Origin of the sequence: Brevundimonas sp. ZS04, from assembly GCF_001956865.1 — a bacterium.
In the GTDB taxonomy this organism is placed as follows: domain Bacteria; phylum Pseudomonadota; class Alphaproteobacteria; order Caulobacterales; family Caulobacteraceae; genus Brevundimonas; species Brevundimonas diminuta.
Window position 1 is genome coordinate 1 of the sequence record NZ_MTHE01000019.1, and the last position, 19,859, is coordinate 19,859.

Genomic DNA, 19,859 nt, shown 5'->3' on the forward strand with positions numbered 1-19,859 from the left:
CGCCATGGCCCCCGCCACCACCGAACCCATGGTCGGCGGCGTAGCGATGAACCCGTCCGACAATCTGGTCGCCAACGCCTCCAAGGCCCCGAACCTGACCACCCTGGTCAGCGCGCTTCAGACCGCCGGCCTGACGGAACGACTGCAGGGCGCCGGCCCCTTCACCGTCTTCGCGCCCGACAATGCGGCCTTCGACAAGATCCCCGCCGCCACGCGCGAGGGCTGGATGCAGCCGGCCCAGAAGGCGGCGCTGACCAAGCTGCTGACCTATCACGTCGTTCCCGGCCGTCTGACCGCCGCCGACATCGCCGCCCAGGCCCAGGCCAACGGCGGAACCGCCACCCTGACCACGGTTCAGGGCGAGAAGCTGACGGTCAAGGACGCCGGCGGCGGCAAGTGGCAGATCACCGACGCCAAGGGCGGAACCTCGACCATCACCCAGGCCGACGTGGCCCAGTCGAACGGCGTGGTTCACGTCGTCGACACGGTGTTGATGCCGAAATAGGCGTCGGATCGAACCGACCGGCCGCGGGCGCGTTGATCCGATGCGCTCCGGCGCCTCCGGTCGCTCTCGTTTCCCCGGCGGGAGGCAGATCGAAGAAGGGCCGCAACCGGCGACGGTTGCGGCCCTTCTGGGATCAGTTTGCGACGCGGATCACTCGCCGGCGCGGATCTGTTCGCGCGCGATCGAGGCCAGTTCGTCCATCTTGGAGCGCAGCTCGCCCTCGGACACCGTCATGCCCGACGCTTTGAAGTCGCCGGCCACCTTGCGGAAGACGTCTTCCTCGCCCGGCTGTTCGAAGTCGGCGCGCACCACGGCGGCGGCGTATTGCTCGGCGCTCTCGGTCGACAGGCCCATCTTCTCGGCAGCCCACAGGCCCAGCATCTTGTTGCGACGCGCGATGGCCTTGAACTCCTGTTCCTGATCGAGGGCGTATTTGGCCTCATAGGCCTGTTCCCGATCGTCGAAGGTCGTCATGCGCGTCGTAACTCCAGTCACGGACCAGTCTCGTCCGCAAACGGCTCTATGGCCCCCGGCGCGACCGAACGCAACCAGACTTCGGTCGCGTATGCTGACGCAGGGTCGCTTCAGGATATTTGTGTCACAGACGCCCTTCGGCTAAAGGGCGCGTGGTTCTATATAGCCGCCGTCGATTCAAGGACCGCGCCGCCCCGACCTTCGGGCCGCGCGTTTTTCGTTTTGAGGCCGTCCGTTTCCTTCCCGTCCGGGACCCGAAGATGAACACCAAGCGCAAGAAGCTCTACGAGGGCAAGGCCAAGATCCTGTACGAGGGGCCTGAGCCGGGCACGCTGATCCAGTATTTCAAGGACGACGCGACCGCCTTCAACGCGCAGAAGAAGGCGACCCTGGAAGGCAAGGGCGTCATCAACAACCGCATCAGCGAATTCATCATGTCGCGCCTGAACTCGATCGGCGTGACCAACCACTTCATCAAGCGCCTGAACCTGCGCGAACAGCTGATCCGCGAAGTCGAGATCATTCCGCTGGAAGTCGTCTGCCGCAACGTCGTCGCCGGCTCGCTAGCCCAGCGCCTGGGCCAGGAAGAGGGCACGCCCCTGCCCCGTTCGATCATCGAATTCTACTACAAGAAGGATGAGTTGAACGACCCGATGGTGACGGAAGAGCACATCACGGCGTTCAACTGGGCCACGACCCAGGAGCTGGACGACATCCTGGCCATGACGGTCCGCGTCAACGACTACCTGTGCGGCATGTTCGGCGCCGTCGGCATCACCCTGGTGGACTTCAAGATCGAGTTCGGCCGCGTGTGGGAGAACGACTTCGCCCGCGTCATCCTGGCCGACGAAATCAGCCCCGACTCGTGCCGCCTGTGGGATTCGACCACGGGCGAGAAGCTGGACAAGGACCGCTTCCGCCGCGACATGGGCGACGTCATCGAAAGCTACACCGAGGTGGCCCGCCGCCTCGGCATCATGAAAGACATGCCGACCGTGATTCAGGGAGGGCTGCATTAATGGCCAAGGTTAAAGTTCACGTCTTCCTCAAGCCCGGCGTGCTGGACGTCCAGGGCAAGGCCGTCGAAGGCGCCCTACAGGGTCTGGGCTGGAACGGCGTCGCTAACGCCCGCGTCGGCAAGCTGATCGAGTTCGACCTCGACGACGCCGTCGCCGACAAGGAGACCGAGGTGAAGCGCATGTGCGAGACCCTGCTGGCCAACACGGTCATCGAAAGCTACCGGATCGAAATCGCCTGATGGCGATGACGGATCAGACGATCAGGGCCGCTCGAAAGAGCGGCCTTTTTCTATGCCCTCCGGCCTAGCCGCACAGGTAATCCCGGCTCAGCGGCGCGGCCGTCTGCTTCTTCGTCAGCTGCAGCTGGAACACCATGTGGCCCAGCTCGCGGAAAGCGACCTCGCTGGCGGCGAGATAGAACTCCCACATCCGGCAGAAGCGCTCATCATACATGGCCAGCGCCTCCCCGCGCCTCGCCAGAAACCGCTCGCGCCAATGCCGCAGCGTCTCGGCGTAGTGCAGGCGCAGCACCTCCATGTCCGTGACCCACAGGCCCGCGCGTTCGATGGCGGGCAGCACCTCGGACAGGGCCGGGATATAGCCGCCGGGGAAGATGTATTTGCGCACCCACGGCTGGGTGCGGTTGGGCGGCGACTTGCGCCCGATGGAATGGATCACGGCCACGCCGTCCTCATCCAGCAGGCGAGCGACGGTGTCGAAATACTCCTGATAGTTCGGCACGCCGACATGCTCGAACATTCCCACCGAAATGATGCGGTCGAAGGTCTGGTTCAGGTCGCGATAGTCCTGAAGCCGGAAGTCGGCCCGGTCCAGGACGCCCAGCGCCGTCGCCCGCTCATTGGCCGTGCGGTGCTGTTCGGTCGACAGGGTGACGCCGGTCACACGCGCCCCGCGCTCGACCATCGACAGGCCCAGCCCGCCCCAGCCGGCGCCGATGTCCAGGGCGCTGTGACCCGGCTCCAGCAGAAGCTTGTCGATCAGGCGGCGCTTCTTGGCGACCTGGGCCTCTTCCAGACTGGCGTCCGGCGTCTCGAAGAAGGCGCAGGAATATTGCAGGTCGTCGTCCAGGAACAGGCGGTAGAAGTCGACCGTCAGATCGTAATGGTGATGGACGTTGCTGCGCGCATGAAGCCGGTCGTTGGCCTGCTCGGCGCCGCGCCTGATCCGCTGCATCCAGGTCAGCTTGGGCGAGCGCGGCCGAAGCGCCAGCTGCGAAGTCGTCAGTTGCAGGAAGTCATAGACGCTGCCGCCTTCGATCTGGAACGTGCCGTCCATGAAGGCTTCGCCGAGCGCCAGATCAGGATTGGCGGCGATGGCGACGGCAGTCTTCATGTCCGACAGCACAGCCGTCAGTTCCGGTTCGCCCGGCCCCGCCGTCAGTTCTCGACCGTCCGGAAGCCGCACCCGGATCGACCGCGTCTGAAAGGTTCGGTCCAACAGGGCTTGCAGCATCCCGTTCCTCCGCTCATCAAGACAGCTTGACCTTAGCTAGGGACAGAATGTCGCGACGCAACGCCCGTGGCGAGTCTTCCGTTAGTTTGAGCATCCGAATCCGCCGTCCAAGGAAAAGCGCGCCATGAGCTTCACCGTCACCTCGACCGACTTTTCCGACGGAGGCGTCCTGCCCGACGCCCAGGTCAAGGCGCTGGGCGACGCCTCGCCGCAACTGTCGTGGTCGGGCGCGCCCGAAGGAACCAGGAGCTTCGCCGTCACCTGCTATGATCCCGACGCTCCGACCGGCTCGGGTTTCTGGCACTGGACGGTCGCCAACATCCCGGCGAACGTGAACGCCCTGGCCGCCGGCGCGGGCGCCGTAGGCGGGGCGAACCTGCCCAAGGGCGCCGTCCAGGGACGCACGGACTATGGCGAGGCCGGTTTCGGCGGCGCCGCCCCGCCGCCCGGCCACGGCCCGCACCGCTACATCTTCACCGTCTTCGCCGTGGACGTGGATCGACTGGATGTGACGGAAGACAACTCGGGCGCGATCTTCGGTTTCAATCTGCACTTCCACACCCTGGCCAAGGCGTCGATCACGGCGACCTACGAGAACCGAGGCTGACCAGCCGACACAAAGCGTGATGACCGCTTCGACGCCGCCCCGGTTGATGCCGTGGGCGGCGTCCTTATTTTGCAGCGCAACCTCCCCTTGCTGCATCGCGACACCCCATGGCCCCTGCCGACGCTCCCTGCCTCGACGATCCGCGCTGCGCCGCGTCCAGCGGCGACGAGCGCGTGGCCGAACCGGGCAAGGCGGCGCTGGTGCTGCTGGCGCTAGCCATGGGCGGCTTCGCCATCGGCGTGACCGAGTTCGCCGCCATGAGCGTCCTGCCCGACTTCGCGGCGGGTCTGGGCGTCAGCGAGCCGACGGCGGGGCATGTCATCAGCGCCTATGCCGCCGGGGTGGTCGTCGGGGCGCCGATCCTGGCCGTGCTGGGCGCGCGCCTGCCGCGCTGGCTGCTGCTGATCGGCTTCATGGCCCTGTTCGCGGTCGGCAATGCGCTGAGCGCCATCGCCCCCACCTATGAGTGGATGCTGGCCTTCCGCTTCCTCAGCGGCATTCCGCACGGCACCTACTTCGGCGTAGCGGCCCTGGTCGCGGCGTCGCTGGTGCCGCTGCGGCTCAGGACGCGGGCCGTCTCGACCGTTCTGCTGGGCCTGACGGTCGCCACGGTGATCGGGGTGCCGGTCGCTAATGCCGTCAGCCACTCCTTCGGCTGGCGCTGGACCTTCGCCATCGTCAGCGTACTGGCGGTGCTGACCATGGCGCTGGTCGCTCTGTTCGCGCCGCGCGATCCGGCCCATCCCGACGCCAGTCCCTGGCGCGAACTGGGCGCCCTGAAGCGCGGCCAGGTGTGGCTGACGCTGGGCGTCGGCGCCGTCGGCTTCGGCGGCATGTTCGCGGTCTACGCCTATCTGGCCTCGACGCTGAAGGCCGTGACGGGCGTAGGGCCGGAAGTCCTGCCCTGGGTCTTCGCCCTGTTCGGCTTAGGCATGGTGGCGGGCAATCTGCTGGGCGCATGGGCCGCCGACCGCTTCGGCATGATCGCGGCGGGCGGCCTGCTGTTGTGGAGCGCGACGGCCCTGGCCCTCTACCCCTTCGCCGCGCCGCATCTGTGGGCCGTGATGATCGTGGTGGTGCTGATCGGCGGCGGCGGCGGGCTGGGCTCGGTGCTGCAGACCCGGCTGATGGACGTGGCCGGCGACGCCCAGACCCTGGCGGCGGCCCTCAATCACTCAGCCTTCAACACGGCCAACGCCATAGGCCCCCTGCTGGCGGGCATGGCCGTGGCGGCGGGCTGGGGTTGGACCTCGACCGGGTGGGTCGGGGTGGCTCTGTCGCTGGGCGGTTTCGCGATCTGGGTCGTCGCCTGGGCTACGGGACGCAAGGCGCAGCAAAGCGACGCCTGACATTCATCGCGAAGGGTGCTAGGAGGCCCGGCCATGAGCGCAGCTGTCATTGTATTCCCCGGTTCCAACTGCGATCGCGACTGCAAGGTCGCCGTCGAACGTTCCACTGGCGAGCAGGTCCAGATGGTCTGGCACGCCGAGACCGAACTGCCCAAGGGCCTCGACCTGATCGTGCTGCCGGGCGGCTTCTCCTACGGCGACTATCTGCGCTGCGGCGCGATGGCGGCTCAGGCCCCGATCATGCAGGCGGTCAAGAAGGCCGCTGACGACGGCGTCACCGTGGTCGGCATCTGCAACGGCTTCCAGGTGCTGTGCGAAGCCGGAATGCTGCCGGGCGCCCTGATGCGCAACAGCAGCCTGAAATACATCTGCAAGCCGATCAGCATCACCGTCGCCAACGGCCAGACCCGCTTCACCTCGGGCTATCAGGGCCAGCGCGAAATCATCATGACCCAGGGCAACGCCGACGGTAACTATTTCGCCGACGAAGAGACCCTGAAGCGCATCGAGGGCGAGGGCCAGGTGGTCTTCCGCTACGTCGACAACCCGAACGGCTCCGTCGGCGACATCGCGGGCCTGCAGAATGAACGCGGCAACGTCCTGGGCATGATGCCCCACCCGGACCGCGCGTTCGAAGCCGAACTGGGCAGCGCCGACGGCGCGATCCTGTTCCAGAGCATCTACGCGGCGGCCTAAACGCCCAGCTTGGGCGCAGCCGCGCCGCTGGCGTCGATCGTTGCGAACAGGGCACGGATCAACGCCTGCTCCTCAGCGGTGATCTCAGGCTTCCAGACATCGAAGATCAGGATGGTGCGATCCTGATCGCTGTCGTTCGCGGCCTCGTGCTCGATCGTGTCGTCAAAGGCCCAGGCCTGGCCCGCCTTCCACTGACGCTCTTCGCCGCCGACGCGGAACCAGCAGTCCGGCGGCACGACCAACGGCAGGTGGCAGATCAGGCGCGTATTGATCAGCCCGTGGTGCGGCGGAATCTTCGCCCCCGCCTGAAGCCTGGAGAACAGAATCGACGGCGAACGGCCGGGGATGCGGCACAGGGGCGCCGCCGCCAGCGCCTGCATCGTCTGCGGACAGCGTACGGCGATTTCGGGAACCTCGGCCCCGTCCTTCCACAGGAAGACCGCGCTCCAGGCGTCATTGCCCAGCAGCCCCGCCTGGTCGTGCCGGGGGCGATTGGCCCGATCCTCGATATAGGGCGCGAACAGGGCCGGTTCGGCCAGGATGGCGTCCAGTTCGGCGCGGATGGCGGGCGCCGCCGCCTCGACCTCAGCCAGCCAGGCGACGGTCTCGCGCGGCTGAAACTCGATCTGCGGCAGGCCCGGAAACATGTAGAATTTCGGCTGCTGATAGTAGAGCCGCCGACGCCCCGTCATCAGGTCCAGAGAAGCCGCGAAGCGGGCGCTGGACGTCGCGGAGTCAAAGCCGCGTTGGCTCAGGCCCTCGCGCAGCCCCTGCTCGAAACGGCGCGCGCCCTCGGCCTGGGCGGCGGCGGCGTGCTGCAGTTCCGCCCGCAAATCCGACGGCGGGGCGGCGATCGTGCGCGCCTGAGCCAGGGCGGCGCCGTAGAAGCTCATGGCCGAACGATGATCCCCCTGAGCGCTGAGGGCGTCGCCCTTGAACACCAGGGCGCGCGGCTCGCGCGGGTTGATCGCCAACAGGGCTTCGGCCGCCGCCGTCAGCGCTGCTGCATCTGACCGTTCGCGCGCCTGTCGAGCCTGACGGATGAGCGCGTCGGCCTGAAGCTGCGGATCCGTAGAGCGGACATCGGTCATGACCGGATGGAACCGCCCCCTGCGGCGACGGTCAAGCGTTCAGCCGTCCTTGCGGTCCAGAACGCTGGCGCTGCGGCCGGAATCGCCGAGCTCGACGTCCTCCTCGACCGGTTCGTCGTCCTCATCCGTCGCGCGCTCCAGGGTGCCTTCGGCGCCGGATTCATGAATGGCGGCCAGTTCGCGAGCGCCGACGCCCAGGCCCTGCTCCAGGGCGCGGTTGGTCTCGACCTCATCCTCGAACGTCTGTTCGATAGGGTCCGGCTTGCCTGTGTCCGGTTTGTTCGGGTCGGTCATGACGGCCTCCTTCTCAATGGCCTGAAAGCAAGGCTGGAAGCCCGGTCGCGGTTCCATGCGCCGTCGATGAACCTTCTTCGGCCCAGCGCGTAGATACGGCGAAGCTGAGCCGGAGAGACGCATGACCGCCATCGAACGCCCCACCCCCGCCCAGCAGACGCGCCGTCTGGCCGTTCTGGCCGCGGCCGTCTTCGCCGTCGTCGTTCCCATCGTTCAGGCCCTGGGCGGCTTCGGCCTGAGCCAGGCGGAGTTCGCCGCCGACGGGAACCAGACGCTGCGGGTGGCGGGCTACGCCTTTTCGATCTGGAGCCTGCTGTATCTGGGCATACTGATCTACGCTGGGCGTCAGGCCTTGCCCCAGACGGGCGAGAGCGTGCTGATCAACCGCATGGGCTGGCCGTCGGTCGTCGCCTTCTTCGGCATCGGCTTCTGGATCGTCATGGCGGCGCTGAACCTGAAGGCGGCCAGCGTGGTCGTCATCTTCGCCTCGCTCCTGGCCCTGCTGCTGCCGATGCTGGGCAGCGCGCGTACGATCCGCGCCACAGGGACGATGGAGCGCGACCGCTGGTTCCTGATCTGGCCGCTGGCGGCGCTGGCGGGCTGGCTGACCGTGGCGGCGCCGCTGAACCTGATCACCGTGGCGACGGCGTTCGAGGCCCTGCCGGCCGCCCTGTCGCCGACCGGCTGGGCCGTGCTGGCCGTGGCCGCGACCACCCTGGTCGGGATCGGCGTGACCTGGGCCGTGCGGACCCTGGCCTATCCCCTGCCCATCGCCTGGGGTCTGGTGGGGGCCTTCGTGGCCGAGCAGGAGGTCAAGCCGGTGCTGGCCTTCACGGCTCTGGCGGCGGCCTTTGCGCTGGTGGTGGCGGGGGTCATCATCGTCTTCGGTTTGAGACGCGGCGTCGAACGCCGTTGACGGGCTGACAGACGCCCCAGAGACGGCTAGAAGGCCCGCCCATGAGCGCGCCCCAAAAGACCATCGCCCAGCTGGCCGAAGAGTACGGCCTCGCCCCCAATGAATATCAAGTCCTGCTGGACCGGCTGGGCCGCGAGCCCAACCAGGTCGAGCTGGGCGTCTTCTCGGTCATGTGGTCCGAGCACTGCTCCTACAAGTCGTCCAAGAAGCAGCTGATGAAGTTCCCGGTCACGGGCGAGCGCGTCATCTGCGGCCCCGGCGAGAACGCGGGCGTGATCGACATCGACGACGGCGACGCCTGCATCTTCAAGATGGAGAGCCACAACCACCCCTCCTACATCGAGCCCTATCAGGGCGCGGCGACGGGCGTGGGCGGCATCATGCGCGACGTCTTCACCATGGGCGCGCGCCCGGTGGCCCTGCTGAACGCCCTGCGTTTCGGCGACCCGTCGCACGAGAAGTCCAAGCGTCTGGTCAAGGGCGTGGTCAGCGGCATCGGCGGCTACGGCAACTGCGTCGGCGTGCCGACGGTCGCGGGCGAGACCAACTTCCACAAGGGCTACAACGGCAACATCCTGGTCAACGCCATGTGCGTCGGCCTAGCTCGCGCCGATGAGATCTATTATTCGGCCGCGCCGGAAGCGGGCCACGACGTGGTCTATTTCGGCTCCAAGACCGGCCGCGACGGCATCCACGGCGCCACCATGTCCTCGGCCGAGTTCGACGACGAGTCGGACGCCAAGCGCCCGACGGTGCAGGTCGGCGACCCCTTCGCCGAAAAGCTGCTGATCGAGGCCACGCTGGAGCTGATGGCCTCGGGCGCCGTGGCCGCCATTCAGGACATGGGCGCAGCGGGCCTGACCTCTTCGTCCGTCGAGATGGCCGGCAAGGGCGGCGTCGGCGTCGAGCTGGACCTCGACAAGGTGCCCCAGCGCGAAACCGGCATGACCGCCTATGAGATGATGCTGTCGGAAAGCCAGGAGCGGATGCTGGCCGTGCTGAAGCCCGGCTTCGAGGACGTCGGCTATCGCATCTTCCAGAAGTGGGGGCTGGACTTCGCCATCATCGGCAAGACCACCAACACCGGCCATCTGGTGCTGAAGCACCACGGCGAGGTGGTCTGCGACGTGCCGCTGGCCCCGCTGTTCGACGACGCGCCGCTGTACGACCGTCCGTGGGTTCAGCCGGAGCTGCAACCGCGACTCGACCCGGCCGAAGTCCCCGCGCCCGAAAGCTGGAACGACGCCGTGCTGAAGGTCGTCGCCTGCCCCGACATGGCGTCCAAGCGCTGGATCTGGGAGCAGTACGACCGCCACGTCATGGCCGACACGCTGCAGGACAGCTCGACCGGCGCCGACGCGGGCGTGATCCGCGTCCACGGCACGGAAAAGGGCCTGGCCGTCACCAGCGACTGCACCCCGCGCTATGTCCAGGCCGACCCTTATGAAGGCGGCAAGCAGGCCGTGGCCGAGGCGTGGCGTAACCTGACCGCCGTGGGTTCGCGCCCCATCGCCATCACCGACAACCTGAACTTCGGCAACCCGCAGCGGCCCGAGATCATGGGCCAGATCGTGCGCGCCACCGACGGCATGGCCGAGGCCTGCCGCGAACTGGACTTCCCGGTCGTGAGCGGCAACGTCAGCCTGTATAACGAGACCAACGGCGTCGCCATTCCGCCGACGCCGACCGTCGGCGCCGTGGGCCTGCTGACCAACTACGACGTGACCACCGGATTCGGCGGTGCGGCCGAGGGCGACCAGCTGGTGCTGATCGGCCAGACGCACGGCGAACTGGGCGCTTCCATCTATCTGCGCGAGGTGCTGGGCCGCGAGGACGGCGCCCCGCCGCCGGTCGACCTGAAGCTGGAACGCAAGACCGGCGACTTCGTGCGCGGCCTGATCGAGGCGGGCGAACTGACCCTGGTCCACGACCTGTCGGACGGCGGTCTGGTCGGGGCGGCGGCGGACATCGCCCTGGCCTCGGACGTCGGGATCGAACTGAACGCCTCCAGCGCCGCCCACGCCCACGCCTTCCTGTTCGGCGAGGACCAGGCCCGTTATCTGGTCGCCGTGTCGGACGCCGACGCCCTGATCGCCAAGGCCAAGGACGCGGGGCTGCACGCCTCGGTCGTGGGTCTGGTCAAGGGAACGGACTTCGCCTCCTCGGGTCCGAAGGGCGAACTGTTCCGCATCCCCGTCGCCCATGTGCGCGAGTTCCACGAAGGCTGGATGCCGAACTGGATCGAAGGCTGATGCGCAGCGCCGCCCTCATCCTCGTCGTTGCGGGCGCCGCCCCGCTGTCGGCCTGCGAGTTCGAGGGCGGCGATCCCGTCCAGCACGCGCTGCGCGACGCGGCCGCCGCCCGACAGGCAGCCGCGCTGAAGACCACTGAGGAAGAAGAGGCGCAGGCGATCCGTCGTCCAACCGCCTCCGGCCCGGCCCTGCATGAGCCGGACGAACTGTCGCGACTGATCGCCTCACGTCGTCAGGCGGTGGAGGAAACGCGCGCCCTGCTGGCAGCCACGACAGATCCGGCGCTGAAAGGGCAGCTGACCGGCGACTTGAAGGCCGAGGAAGGCCGTCTGCGCGCGCTGGAGGCCCGCGCCGCCGCGAGACCATGAACAAAATGTCAGCCTAGGTTCATATTCGTGGTGTAGGAGGCCGAGCATTGGCCTTGATACATCCTATACGGGAGCCGTCCGCTGAAAGTCGCTGTCGTCCTGCCTTTAGGTTGCTGCTTCTCCCTATCCCAACCCAACTCGATGGAGACCGTCGTCCGCACTCTGGCTCATGGCGACCAGAATGCGGAATTGCGCATCTTCTGCTGTGAAGGCGCCGAGGATCACGGAAATCTTCCGGCCTATCGCCTGCCCAGAAATAAGAAGCGGCTTTCGGCGCTTGAGAAGGCCCTGGACGACTTCGATCCGGACGTCATTGAATTCCACCAACAGCTGCGTCAGGCGCTTCAAATCTCCCGGCGCTTTCCTCGCGCCACGCGCGTACTCTATCGGCACAATGCGCTGAAGTCGCCGCGAGGCCTGCTTGATCGTTGGCGCTATGAACGACGGTTCCGCCAGATCGACGGCCTGATCTTCGTCAGCGACGCGGGACGTCGAGAATTCCTTCAGGATTATCCGAAGCAGGAACCCAAGGCTTTCGCCGTTCCCAACCCCATCAATGTCGACCTGTGGCGCGCGCCGGTCGACGGTCGCGAACCGCTGATCGCCTTCGCCGGCCGCGCCATGCAGGAAAAAGGCGTGGACCTGATCTGCGCCGCCCTGCCCGCCGTGCTGGAGCGTCATCCCGACTGGCGCGCCGTGCTGATGCTGAACGACTGGAACAAGCACGCCGCCTGGGCCGAACCCCATGTCGCCCCTCTGGAACGGTTCGGCGACCGGGTGACGGTGTTGAAGTCGGCGCCGCTGAGCGAGGTTCGCGCGGTCATGCAGCGTGCGGCCATCGCCCTGACGCCTTCGGTCTGGGCCGAACCCTTGGGCCTGACCGCGCTGGAGGCCCATGCGGCGGGCGCGGCCCTGATCTCATCCGGGCGCGGCGGCCTGCGCGAAGCCAGCGGCCCGCACGCCGTCTATGTCGATGATCTGACCGCCGATGGACTGGGCGCCGCGATGGACGACCTGATCCGCGACCCCGCGCGACGCTTGGAGTTGGCCCGTGCGGCTCAAGCCTATGTGGCGCACACGCACACCCCAGGACACCGCGCGGCGCAGTTGCACGACCTACGCGAACGTCTGGTCCACGCCAAAAGTCTTGGACGATAACGCGGCGGCTGAGCCCGTTGCGGCCTCGGATCGCCGAGAGCGGCAGGCCGGCGTCAGATCTGCGGGACCGCCTGGCTGAGACGGCCGCCGACGCGGATCGGCTCGACGCGCTTGGCCAGGCCCGTACGGTCGTCGGTCTCGACGAAGACGCCGCAAATGGTCGCCGGGCCGCTGGCGGGGACATAGCGTCCGCCCGACAGACGGGTGGTGAAACGGCGCAGCGGCTCTTCCTTGTCGTTGCCGATGACGGAGTCGTAGTCGCAGCAGCCGCCCGCATCGGTCTGATAGGCCGTACCGTGGGGCAGGATCTGCGCGTCGGCGGTCGGGACGTGGGTGTGGGTGCCGACCACCAGACTGGCGCGGCCGTCGCAGAAGTGGCCCATGCCCATCTTCTCGCTGGTGGCCTCGGCGTGCATGTCGACGATGACGGCGTCGGCGACGACGCCCAGCGGCGCGGCCTCCAACTCGCGCTCCACGGCGCTGAAGGGGTCATCCATCGGGTCCATGTGGACGCGGCCCAGGACATTGATGACCAGCACCCGGCGACCGTCGGCGGTGACGAAGACGTCGGCGCCCCGGCCCGGCGCATCCATCAGGCGCGGATAGTTGGCCGGGCGGATCAGGCGCGGCTCTCGCACGATATAGGTCAGGGCCTCGCGCTGGTCCCAGCTGTGGTTGCCCAGCGTCAGGACGTCGGCCCCGGCGTTGAAGATGTCGTTGGCCGTATTCTCGGTGATGCCGAAACCGCCCGCCGCGTTCTCGGCGTTGACCACCACGAAATCGAGCCTGAGGTCGCGCCTCAACCCCGGCAGGTGGTCCGAAAGTCCATCGCGCCCGGACTTGCCGACCACATCACCGAAAAACGCCAATCTCATGAGATCGCTCTATAGCCGGTCTCGGTCAAAACGCCATGCAGGCGGATGTCGTGCGGCTCCAGATCGAGGCGATCGACCGCCTGCCCGGCATAGGCGAAGCCGACCCGGCGCGCATCGGGCAGCATCGCGAAGGTCCGGTCGTAATAGCCGCCCCCCTGGCCCAACCGTCCGCCGTGAGCATCGAAGGCCAACAGGGGCGTCAGGATCAGGTCCGGCCGCACCACCTCGCTCAGCGGCAGAGGCGCGGGACATCCGGCGGCGTCCAGCTCCAGCGGCTCGCCCGGCGCCCAGGCGCGGAAGATCATGGCCGCGTCGCGCTCCAGCACGACCGGCAGGCACAGGCGACGGCCCGCCTGGTGCAGGGTGTTGGCCAGGGCGTCGGTATCCAGCTCCGACCCCATGGCGCGATAGAGGGCGACGATTTCAGAAGACGGCAAGGCGTCGGCATGGCTCGCGGCGCGCTCGGCGGCTTCGGGATCAGCCTCGCCCAAGCGCTTGCGAAGCGCGCGCATGGCGGCCCGGAGTTCGTGCTTGGGGGTCATCGCCGCTCGGCCCTTCGCCAAATTCCACCGTCATCCTCGGGCTTGACCCGAGGATCCAGCCTAACGGCGCACTGAACGCCGACAGGTCGAGCGCGTCGCCCAACTCGATCCTCGGGTCAAGCCCGAGGATGACGGCGGGAGAAGGAACGATTGGAGAAATGCTCGCCAACTGCGCAAGGGGCCAGCGACTGCGTCTCCAGCGTAGCGCACCAAAACGCGCTCAAGCAGCAAGCGACCGCGTCGCGAGCGATAGCGCACTAAATAAAGATCGGTTGGCGGCGCCGCGTGAGCCGTGAAGAACGTTTAAATCCTCTCGACCTGGGTAGCCAGGTGGGCTCCGTATGCCCAGGCCCTCGAGCCCGGACAGGGACAGATCCCTATGAGTGAATTAAGGTCAGAAGGATATGTTGTCTTCGACGTGAGCCGCAGCATGACCCGCCGTCGCGCAAGATAGGCGTTCGGACAGGTTTCAACAATGGCGAAGCGCGCGTTTCTCCCTCCTCATAGAAGGGAGGGGTGACAGAGCCCGTCAAGACGAAGTCGGATGGAGACGACGCGACGCCAGCTCATTCCCACGAAAGCGCAAACTCCTGTTTTACTAACGCTGCTCCGTATCGAACCCGCCTAACGGGTCAGCCAGGAAAAAGCCCGTCGCAGATGCTGACGCGCATCCGTCAGGATGGGTCGGCCATGCGCCATCAGGATACGTTCGGTTGGCCATTCGAGCACTTTCGCAAGGCTCGCACGCGCCGCGGTGCGGTCCCTTGTGGCCAGTCGGAATTTGCGCGGAACTTCCGCAACCGGCCCCGTCATCAGGTCGAGGCGAGCCACCAGCGCCCGCCAGCCATGATACCAGTCCTCCGGCAGGTTCTGCAGTAGATCGGTGAAAATGGCCGTGCCGCTCGGGCGATGAAACAGTACGGCCTCGCTGGCGATGGCGTTCTCGAAGATGATCAGGTCGATCTGCCCCTCCCAGCTGCTCGGCGCTGTCGCCGCTAACGCCCCATCGAACCTCAGATCGGCACGCTTTTCCGCCAATGTAGGCGGCGCCAGAGTTTTGGCGTGCGGATAGGCCTCCTGCCATTCCCCGACAAAGCTGTGATGGAGGGCGTTGGGCGGAACGATGAATCCGACCGGTCCAAGTCGGCCGACCGCCTGACGCATTTCCAGGCTAAGCGACACTGGCGACCAAACGACCAGCTCCCCATCCGCAAGCCGCATCACCGCCATCCGGGTCGGGTAGCGAAATCCCCCGCCGCCGACCACCACCGGGCCATCGGCAATCCATATGTCCGTTCCGAAGTCTTGGAGCATGTCGGTGTCCGAATGCGGTTTATAGAGGCGACGCCCTACATCGTCTGGACGATCTTCTCGATACGGGCGGCCACGGCGTTCAGGGCCTCGGCCACGCCGTCGCTGGCCGGGGCGGGCGTCGCGACGGCCGCCGTCGCCGCCTTGGCGCGACCCGAGTTCTGGACCGCCGCCTGGCGTTTCGCTTCTCCAAGCTCGTCGGCCAGCATCAGGGCGGCCATCAGGAACAGCCGCACGTCGCCGACCTGGCCGACCTGATCGGCCACGCCCTGCACCCGTTCGTTGAACTGGGCCGCCAGGTCGCGCACCCGCGCCTCCTGACCGTCGGCGCAGCCCACTGCATAGGGGCGGCCGTGGACCTCTACCGTCACCGTCGCCATCAGTTCGTCTCCTCTTGCCCAGCGGCTTGTTGTGAAGCCGCCTGCTGCTGCGCCAGCACCTCGCGCACGGCGTCGGCCGCGCGGGCCAGCGCCTGGGCTGTTTCCTGACCGGCCGTCTCCAGCTCGGCGATGCGGGCCAGGTCGGCCGCGTTCGAGGCGCGCGGCGCGAACAGGTCGTCGTCCGCGATGGGCGGCGCCGAGGCGGGCCTGGCTTTCAGCTCAAGCACCTTGCGCTCCAGATCAGCCAGCGCTCGATCAATCCGCGCCTTTGCAGCCGTAACGGCGTCCATGATGGTCCTTTCTTCCAGATTCCGTGTAGAACCTGCCGGCGCGCCGGGGTAAAGCGGCGCCGCCCCCGCTTTATCCTGTTCCTGAGGAAAGGTCTCGCCGTGACCGACGCCCAAGCTGCATTCGCCAAGCCTTCGCCCAAGCAGATGGCCGACGCCATCCGGGTGCTGTCCATGGATGCGGTCGAAAAGGCCAAGAGCGGCCACCCCGGAATGCCGATGGGCATGGCCGACATCGCCACCGTCCTTTATTCGAAATTCCTGAAGTTCGACGCCAGCCGTCCCGACTGGGCCGACCGCGACCGCTTCATCCTGTCGGCCGGTCACGGCTCGATGCTGATCTACAGCCTGCTGCACCTGACGGGCTACAAGGACGCCACCAAGGAACAGCTGGAAAACTTCCGCCAGTGGGGCTTCAAGACCGCCGGCCACCCCGAGTACGGCCACATGGCCGGGATCGAGACGACCACCGGCCCGCTGGGTCAGGGCCTGGCCACCTCGGTCGGCTTCGCCCTGGCGGAGCGCCATCTGGCGGCGCGCTTCGGCAAGGATCTGGTCGATCACCGCACCTGGGTCGTCGCCGGCGACGGCTGCCTGATGGAAGGCGTGTCGCAGGAGGCCATCGCCCTGGCCGGCCGCCTGAAGCTGAACAAGCTGTGTGTCCTGTGGGACGACAACGAAATCACCATCGACGGCAAGGTGTCGCTGTCGGACGCCACCGACCAGCTGGCCCGCTTCAAGGCCTCGGGCTGGGCGGTCAAGGCCATCGACGGCCACGACTATAGGCAGATCCAGAAGGCCCTGGCCTGGGCGACCAAGCAGGACAAGCCGACGCTGATCGCCTGCAAGACCAAGATCGGCAAGGGCGCCGCCACCATGGAAGGCAGCCACAAGACCCACGGCGCGGCCCTGGGCGCCACCGAGATCGCGGCGACCCGCCAGGCGCTGAACTGGCCCTTCGCGCCGTTCGAGCTGCCGGAAGGCGTGCAGAAGGCCTGGGCCAAGGTCGGCAAGCAGGGCGGCAAGGCCCGCAAGGCCTGGGAAGCCCGCCTGCTGAACCACGACCACCGCGACGACTTCACTCGCGCGATGGCGGGCGACCTGCCCACCGGCGCCTTCGAGGCGCTGGACGCCAAGCTGAAGTCGCTGATCGAGGACAAGCCCGCCCTGGCCACGCGCCAGTCCTCGGGCGAGGCGCTGGAGACGGTGTTCAACGCCATCCCGGAAATGGTCGGCGGCTCGGCCGACCTGACCGGCTCGAACAACACCTTCGTCAAGAACACCCAGATCATGGACGCGCCGGATTACGCCGGCCGCTACCTGAACTACGGCATCCGCGAGTTCGGCATGGCCGCGGCGATGAACGGCCTGGCGCTGCACGGCGGGGTCATCCCCTACGGCGGCACCTTCATGGCGTTTGCGGACTACAGCCGTCCGGCGATCCGTCTGGGCGCCCTGATGGGCGTACGCGCGATCCACGTCCTGACGCACGACAGCATCGGCCTGGGCGAAGACGGCCCGACCCACCAGCCGGTCGAGCATCTGGCGGCCCTGCGCGCCATTCCGAACCTGCTGACCATGCGCCCGGCGGACACGGTCGAGGCGCTGGAGTGCTGGCAGGTCGCCCTGCAGCACAAGACCACGCCGACCGCCATGTGCCTGTCGCGCCAGAAGACCCCGGCCGTGCGCGTGACCGATGCGGGCGAGAACCTGTCCCGCAAGGGCGCCTATGAGCTGAAGGCCGCCAATGGCGCGGCGAAAGTCACCCTGTTCGGCACCGGCACCGAGGTCGCCCTGGCGCTGAAGGCCGCCGAGACGCTGGAGGCCGAAGGCGTGCCCACCCGCGTGGTGTCGGTCCCCTGCTTCGCCCTGTTCGAGCAGCAGCCCAAGGCCTATCAGGACGCCGTCATCGGCCGCGGCACCGTCCGCGTCGCCGTCGAGGCCGCGATCAAGCAGGGCTGGGAACGCTTCATCGGCGAGGACGGCGGCTTTGTCGGCATGTCGTCGTTCGGCGCCTCGGCCCCGGCCGAAGTCCTCTACCGCGAGTTCGGCATCACCGCCGAGGCCGTGGTCGAAGCCGCCAAGGCCCGGCTGTAAGCCCCATGCGCCGCCTCGCCCTCGTCCTGAGCTTCGGCTTGTCGATGGCGGGCGGCGCGCCTGCCTTCGCCGAGACAACCGCCCCCATGGCGGTCGAGACGCCCGTTGTCATCGGCCAGTCCTACGCCCTGCCCTCCGCCATCATGAACCAGACGCGCGAGATCAACGTCTGGCTGCCGCCCGGCTACGCGCAAAGCAATCAGACCTATCCCGTCCTCTACGTCCTCGACGGCGGACAGGATCAGGACTTTCACCACATCTCGGGCATCGCCCAGTTGGGGACCATCGTCGGCACGACGCGCGACGTCATCGTCGTGGGCGTCGCCTCGATGGACCGCCGCAACGAGCTGGCCCTGCCGACCGACGACGCCGAACTGATCGCCCGCTATCCGACGCAGGGGCAGTCCGACCGCTTTCGCCGCTTCATCGCCGAAGAGGCCATGCCCTTCATCGACGTCCGCTATCGCACCAGCGGCGAGACGGCCCTGATGGGCGAGTCCCTGGCGGGCCTCTTCGTGGTCGAGACCTTCCTGAAGGAACCGCAGATGTTCGACGCCTATGTCGCCGTCAGCCCCAGCCTGTGGTGGGACGGCGGCCAGCTGGCGCGGCAGTCGGGCGCGCATCTGCGCGACCACTCCAACGACCCGCGCACCCTGATCCTGACGCTGGGCGACGAGGGCGAGATGATGCAGGCGCCGATGGACGTGCTGACCGCCAACCTGCGCGATCACGCCCTGCCCGGCGTCACCTGGGACTTCACCCCGCGCCCGAACGAGAGCCACGCCACCATCTATCACGGCGCCGCGCTGGACGCCTTCCGCCGCCTCTATGCGGTTCCGGCCGAGCCGGGAACCTGAACGACTTTTCGGAGCCTGACGCCATGAAGATCGGCACGCCGCTTACCGACCACGCCACGCGCGTCATGCTGCTGGGCTCGGGCGAGCTGGGCAAGGAGGTGGCCATCGAGCTGCAACGCCTCGGCGCCGAGGTGATCGCGGTCGACCGCTACGCCAACGCCCCCGCCATGCAGGTGGCGCACCGCAGCCACGTCATCCCCATGACCGATCCCCAGGTGCTGAACGGGATCATCATGGCCGAGGCCCCGCACATCATCGTGCCAGAGATCGAGGCCATCGCCACCGACGCCCTGGCGGCTATCGAGGCGGCGGGGCTGGCCCGCGTCATCCCCACCGCCCGCGCCACCCAGCTGACCATGAACCGCGAAGGCATCCGCCGTCTGGCCGCCGAAGAGCTGAGCCTGCCGACCAGTCCCTACGCCTTCGCCGCCTCGGCCGAGGAACTGGCGGCGGGGGCGCAGGCGGTGGGCTTCCCCTGCTTCGTCAAGCCGGTCATGTCGTCCTCGGGCAAGGGCCAGTCCTGTGTCGAGGGGCCTGAGGGCGTGGCCGACGCCTGGGCCTATGCCGAAGCGTCGGGGCGGGTCGCGGGCGGCGTCGTCATCGTCGAGGGGCGCATCGACTTCGACTATGAGATCACCCTGCTGACGGTGCGGTCGTTGCGCGACGGCGCGGTCCGTACGAACTTCTGCGCCCCCATCGGTCATCGCCAGCAGAAGGGCGACTATGTCGAAAGCTGGCAGCCGCAGATCATGAGCCCCGCCGCCCTGAAGACGGCGCAGGCCATTGCGACCAAGGTGACGGAGGCGCTGGGCGGTCTCGGCGTCTTCGGCGTCGAACTGTTCGTGAAGGGCGACGAGGTCTGGTTCTCGGAGGTGTCGCCGCGTCCGCATGACACCGGGCTGGTGACGCTGGCGACGCAGGTCATGAGCGAGTTCGCCCTGCACGCCCGCGCCATTCTGGGCTTGCCCGTGGACGTGACCTTGCGCGAACCCGGCGCCAGCGCTGTCATCTACGGCGGCATGGAGGCGCAGGGCGTGGTGTTCGAAGGCGTGGCCGAGGCCCTGTCGGTCCCGACCGCCGACCTGCGCCTGTTCGGCAAGCCCGAGGCCTATGAGCGCCGCCGCATGGGCGTGGCGCTGGCGCGGGGGGCGGACACGGACGAGGCGCGTGCGCGCGCGGCCGAGGCGGCGGGCAAGGTGCGAGTGGTCGCTCCGTAATCCTTCTCCCGCAAGGGGAGAAGGACCGGCCAAGCTTCTTCGACTTTTGTCGATTGGCGCCGGACGCGATTAGGGTCCAAAAAAGACGAAA

The 19,859-nt window shown here is 67.6% G+C and carries 22 protein-coding genes and 1 other RNA gene; 13 read left to right on the top strand and 10 right to left on the bottom strand.

Features of this window, described 5'->3' with window-relative positions; translation table 11 throughout:
- The coding region (locus tag BJP32_RS15280) for a fasciclin domain-containing protein (RefSeq protein WP_198935303.1) at positions 1-505 on the top strand (505 nt) is incomplete at its 5' end.
- Positions 506-655: 150 nt separating this feature from the next.
- Here the strand turns inward: BJP32_RS15280 and BJP32_RS15285 are convergent.
- Positions 656-979 carry a DUF1476 domain-containing protein gene (locus BJP32_RS15285; protein ID WP_003165778.1) on the bottom strand — a complete coding sequence of 108 codons (324 nt, stop codon included), beginning with the start codon at positions 977-979 and terminating at the stop codon, positions 656-658.
- 260 nt (positions 980-1,239) lie between these two features.
- On the opposite strand from BJP32_RS15285, the gene purC reads away from it, so the two are divergent.
- Together purC and purS are read left to right on the top strand one after the other, a co-directional pair.
- Positions 1,240-1,998: a phosphoribosylaminoimidazolesuccinocarboxamide synthase gene (gene purC, locus BJP32_RS15290; protein WP_003165779.1), complete on the top strand. Its 759-nt coding sequence runs from the start codon at positions 1,240-1,242 to the stop codon at positions 1,996-1,998.
- A complete protein-coding gene (purS, locus tag BJP32_RS15295) occupies positions 1,998-2,237 on the top strand; it encodes a phosphoribosylformylglycinamidine synthase subunit PurS (protein WP_046653243.1) in 240 nt (79 codons plus the stop codon). The genes purC and purS overlap by 1 nt, the downstream gene beginning before the upstream one ends.
- 64 nt (positions 2,238-2,301) lie before the next feature.
- Here purS and BJP32_RS15300 read toward each other — a convergent pair whose 3' ends face one another.
- A complete protein-coding gene (locus BJP32_RS15300; RefSeq protein WP_046653242.1) occupies positions 2,302-3,471 on the bottom strand; it encodes a cyclopropane-fatty-acyl-phospholipid synthase family protein in 1,170 nt (389 codons plus the stop codon).
- A 124-nt stretch (positions 3,472-3,595) separates the two neighbouring features.
- Here BJP32_RS15300 and BJP32_RS15305 point away from each other — a divergent pair, with 124 nt between their 5' ends.
- From BJP32_RS15305 to purQ, 3 genes are all read left to right on the top strand, one after another.
- Positions 3,596-4,078, top strand: a complete 483-nt coding sequence (locus BJP32_RS15305) for a YbhB/YbcL family Raf kinase inhibitor-like protein (RefSeq protein WP_046653241.1) — start codon at positions 3,596-3,598, stop codon at positions 4,076-4,078.
- Between the two features lie 107 nt (positions 4,079-4,185).
- On the top strand, positions 4,186-5,427 hold the full coding sequence (locus BJP32_RS15310; RefSeq protein ID WP_233126867.1) for an MFS transporter: 1,242 nt from the start codon (positions 4,186-4,188) through the stop codon (positions 5,425-5,427).
- 33 nt (positions 5,428-5,460) lie between these two features.
- Positions 5,461-6,123 (top strand): phosphoribosylformylglycinamidine synthase subunit PurQ, encoded by a 663-nt coding sequence (gene purQ, locus BJP32_RS15315; protein ID WP_003165784.1) that lies wholly within the window; start codon positions 5,461-5,463, stop codon positions 6,121-6,123.
- Here purQ and BJP32_RS15320 read toward each other — a convergent pair.
- On the bottom strand, positions 6,120-7,214 hold the full coding sequence (locus BJP32_RS15320; RefSeq protein WP_076224715.1) for an aspartyl/asparaginyl beta-hydroxylase domain-containing protein: 1,095 nt from the start codon (positions 7,212-7,214) through the stop codon (positions 6,120-6,122). The genes purQ and BJP32_RS15320 overlap by 4 nt on opposite strands.
- Positions 7,215-7,253: 39 nt before the next feature.
- Complete coding sequence (locus tag BJP32_RS15325) at positions 7,254-7,508, bottom strand: hypothetical protein (RefSeq protein WP_233126868.1); 255 nt, start codon at positions 7,506-7,508, stop codon at positions 7,254-7,256.
- Between the two features lie 121 nt (positions 7,509-7,629).
- On the opposite strand from BJP32_RS15325, the gene BJP32_RS15330 reads away from it, so the two are divergent.
- The 4 genes from BJP32_RS15330 to BJP32_RS15345 all read left to right on the top strand — a co-directional run bounded on the left by BJP32_RS15330 (position 7,630) and on the right by BJP32_RS15345 (position 12,202).
- The gene (locus tag BJP32_RS15330; RefSeq protein ID WP_076224716.1) at positions 7,630-8,424 is read left to right on the top strand and encodes a hypothetical protein; all 795 of its coding nucleotides are present in this window, start codon (positions 7,630-7,632) and stop codon (positions 8,422-8,424) included.
- Positions 8,425-8,465: 41 nt separating this feature from the next.
- Positions 8,466-10,676 carry a phosphoribosylformylglycinamidine synthase subunit PurL gene (purL, locus tag BJP32_RS15335; protein ID WP_076224718.1) on the top strand — a complete coding sequence of 737 codons (2,211 nt, stop codon included), beginning with the start codon at positions 8,466-8,468 and terminating at the stop codon, positions 10,674-10,676.
- A complete protein-coding gene (locus BJP32_RS15340) occupies positions 10,676-11,044 on the top strand; it encodes an indole-3-glycerol-phosphate synthase (RefSeq protein WP_076224719.1) in 369 nt (122 codons plus the stop codon). Before purL ends, BJP32_RS15340 begins: the two co-directional genes overlap by 1 nt.
- Positions 11,045-11,185: 141 nt before the next feature.
- The gene (locus tag BJP32_RS15345) at positions 11,186-12,202 is read left to right on the top strand and encodes a glycosyltransferase family 4 protein (RefSeq protein WP_046653233.1); all 1,017 of its coding nucleotides are present in this window, start codon (positions 11,186-11,188) and stop codon (positions 12,200-12,202) included.
- Positions 12,203-12,255: 53 nt separating this feature from the next.
- Here the strand turns inward: BJP32_RS15345 and BJP32_RS15350 are convergent, their stop codons facing one another.
- The 6 genes from BJP32_RS15350 to BJP32_RS15375 form a co-directional block, all read right to left on the bottom strand.
- The gene (locus BJP32_RS15350) at positions 12,256-13,077 is read right to left on the bottom strand and encodes a TIGR00282 family metallophosphoesterase (protein WP_046653231.1); all 822 of its coding nucleotides are present in this window, start codon (positions 13,075-13,077) and stop codon (positions 12,256-12,258) included.
- On the bottom strand, positions 13,074-13,619 hold the full coding sequence (locus BJP32_RS15355; RefSeq protein ID WP_046653229.1) for a 5-formyltetrahydrofolate cyclo-ligase: 546 nt from the start codon (positions 13,617-13,619) through the stop codon (positions 13,074-13,076). The genes BJP32_RS15350 and BJP32_RS15355 overlap by 4 nt, the downstream gene beginning before the upstream one ends.
- Before the next feature lie 274 nt (positions 13,620-13,893).
- Positions 13,894-14,054, bottom strand: a non-coding RNA gene (gene ssrS / locus BJP32_RS15360) — 6S RNA.
- Between the two features lie 189 nt (positions 14,055-14,243).
- Positions 14,244-14,933 (bottom strand): DUF4336 domain-containing protein, encoded by a 690-nt coding sequence (locus BJP32_RS15365; RefSeq protein WP_046653228.1) that lies wholly within the window; start codon positions 14,931-14,933, stop codon positions 14,244-14,246.
- 35 nt (positions 14,934-14,968) lie between these two features.
- On the bottom strand, positions 14,969-15,310 hold the full coding sequence (locus tag BJP32_RS15370; RefSeq protein WP_003165793.1) for a cell division protein ZapA: 342 nt from the start codon (positions 15,308-15,310) through the stop codon (positions 14,969-14,971).
- Entirely contained in the window at positions 15,310-15,600 is a 291-nt protein-coding gene (locus BJP32_RS15375; protein WP_046653226.1) for a hypothetical protein, read from the bottom strand. The genes BJP32_RS15370 and BJP32_RS15375 overlap by 1 nt, the downstream gene beginning before the upstream one ends.
- Positions 15,601-15,744: 144 nt before the next feature.
- On the opposite strand from BJP32_RS15375, the gene tkt reads away from it, so the two are divergent.
- From tkt to purT, 3 genes are read left to right on the top strand one after another with little or no spacing between them, the layout of a single operon-like run.
- On the top strand, positions 15,745-17,694 hold the full coding sequence (gene tkt / locus BJP32_RS15380; RefSeq protein ID WP_046653411.1) for a transketolase: 1,950 nt from the start codon (positions 15,745-15,747) through the stop codon (positions 17,692-17,694).
- 5 nt (positions 17,695-17,699) lie between these two features.
- Positions 17,700-18,551, top strand: coding sequence for an alpha/beta hydrolase (locus BJP32_RS15385; RefSeq protein ID WP_046653224.1), 852 nt, complete (start codon positions 17,700-17,702; stop codon positions 18,549-18,551).
- A 23-nt stretch (positions 18,552-18,574) separates the two neighbouring features.
- Complete coding sequence (gene purT, locus BJP32_RS15390) at positions 18,575-19,768, top strand: formate-dependent phosphoribosylglycinamide formyltransferase (protein WP_046653223.1); 1,194 nt, start codon at positions 18,575-18,577, stop codon at positions 19,766-19,768.
- The last annotated feature ends 91 nt before the right edge of the window (positions 19,769-19,859 follow it).

Excerpts from the sequence above, each read along its gene's own strand:
- BJP32_RS15285 (WP_003165778.1), bottom strand. The coding sequence starts at position 979 with ATGACGACCTTCGACGATCGGGAACAGGCCTATGAGGCCAAATACGCC.
- purC (WP_003165779.1), top strand. The coding sequence starts at position 1,240 with ATGAACACCAAGCGCAAGAAGCTCTACGAGGGCAAGGCCAAGATCCTG.
- purS (WP_046653243.1), top strand. The coding sequence starts at position 1,998 with ATGGCCAAGGTTAAAGTTCACGTCTTCCTCAAGCCCGGCGTGCTGGAC.
- BJP32_RS15300 (WP_046653242.1), bottom strand. The coding sequence starts at position 3,471 with ATGCTGCAAGCCCTGTTGGACCGAACCTTTCAGACGCGGTCGATCCGG.
- BJP32_RS15305 (WP_046653241.1), top strand. The coding sequence starts at position 3,596 with ATGAGCTTCACCGTCACCTCGACCGACTTTTCCGACGGAGGCGTCCTG.
- BJP32_RS15310 (WP_233126867.1), top strand. The coding sequence starts at position 4,186 with ATGGCCCCTGCCGACGCTCCCTGCCTCGACGATCCGCGCTGCGCCGCG.
- purQ (WP_003165784.1), top strand. The coding sequence starts at position 5,461 with ATGAGCGCAGCTGTCATTGTATTCCCCGGTTCCAACTGCGATCGCGAC.
- BJP32_RS15320 (WP_076224715.1), bottom strand. The coding sequence starts at position 7,214 with ATGACCGATGTCCGCTCTACGGATCCGCAGCTTCAGGCCGACGCGCTC.
- BJP32_RS15325 (WP_233126868.1), bottom strand. The coding sequence starts at position 7,508 with ATGACCGACCCGAACAAACCGGACACAGGCAAGCCGGACCCTATCGAA.
- BJP32_RS15330 (WP_076224716.1), top strand. The coding sequence starts at position 7,630 with ATGACCGCCATCGAACGCCCCACCCCCGCCCAGCAGACGCGCCGTCTG.
- purL (WP_076224718.1), top strand. The coding sequence starts at position 8,466 with ATGAGCGCGCCCCAAAAGACCATCGCCCAGCTGGCCGAAGAGTACGGC.
- BJP32_RS15340 (WP_076224719.1), top strand. The coding sequence starts at position 10,676 with ATGCGCAGCGCCGCCCTCATCCTCGTCGTTGCGGGCGCCGCCCCGCTG.
- BJP32_RS15345 (WP_046653233.1), top strand. The coding sequence starts at position 11,186 with ATGGAGACCGTCGTCCGCACTCTGGCTCATGGCGACCAGAATGCGGAA.
- BJP32_RS15350 (WP_046653231.1), bottom strand. The coding sequence starts at position 13,077 with ATGAGATTGGCGTTTTTCGGTGATGTGGTCGGCAAGTCCGGGCGCGAT.
- BJP32_RS15355 (WP_046653229.1), bottom strand. The coding sequence starts at position 13,619 with ATGACCCCCAAGCACGAACTCCGGGCCGCCATGCGCGCGCTTCGCAAG.
- BJP32_RS15365 (WP_046653228.1), bottom strand. The coding sequence starts at position 14,933 with ATGCTCCAAGACTTCGGAACGGACATATGGATTGCCGATGGCCCGGTG.
- BJP32_RS15370 (WP_003165793.1), bottom strand. The coding sequence starts at position 15,310 with ATGGCGACGGTGACGGTAGAGGTCCACGGCCGCCCCTATGCAGTGGGC.
- BJP32_RS15375 (WP_046653226.1), bottom strand. The coding sequence starts at position 15,600 with ATGGACGCCGTTACGGCTGCAAAGGCGCGGATTGATCGAGCGCTGGCT.
- tkt (WP_046653411.1), top strand. The coding sequence starts at position 15,745 with ATGGCCGACGCCATCCGGGTGCTGTCCATGGATGCGGTCGAAAAGGCC.
- BJP32_RS15385 (WP_046653224.1), top strand. The coding sequence starts at position 17,700 with ATGCGCCGCCTCGCCCTCGTCCTGAGCTTCGGCTTGTCGATGGCGGGC.
- purT (WP_046653223.1), top strand. The coding sequence starts at position 18,575 with ATGAAGATCGGCACGCCGCTTACCGACCACGCCACGCGCGTCATGCTG.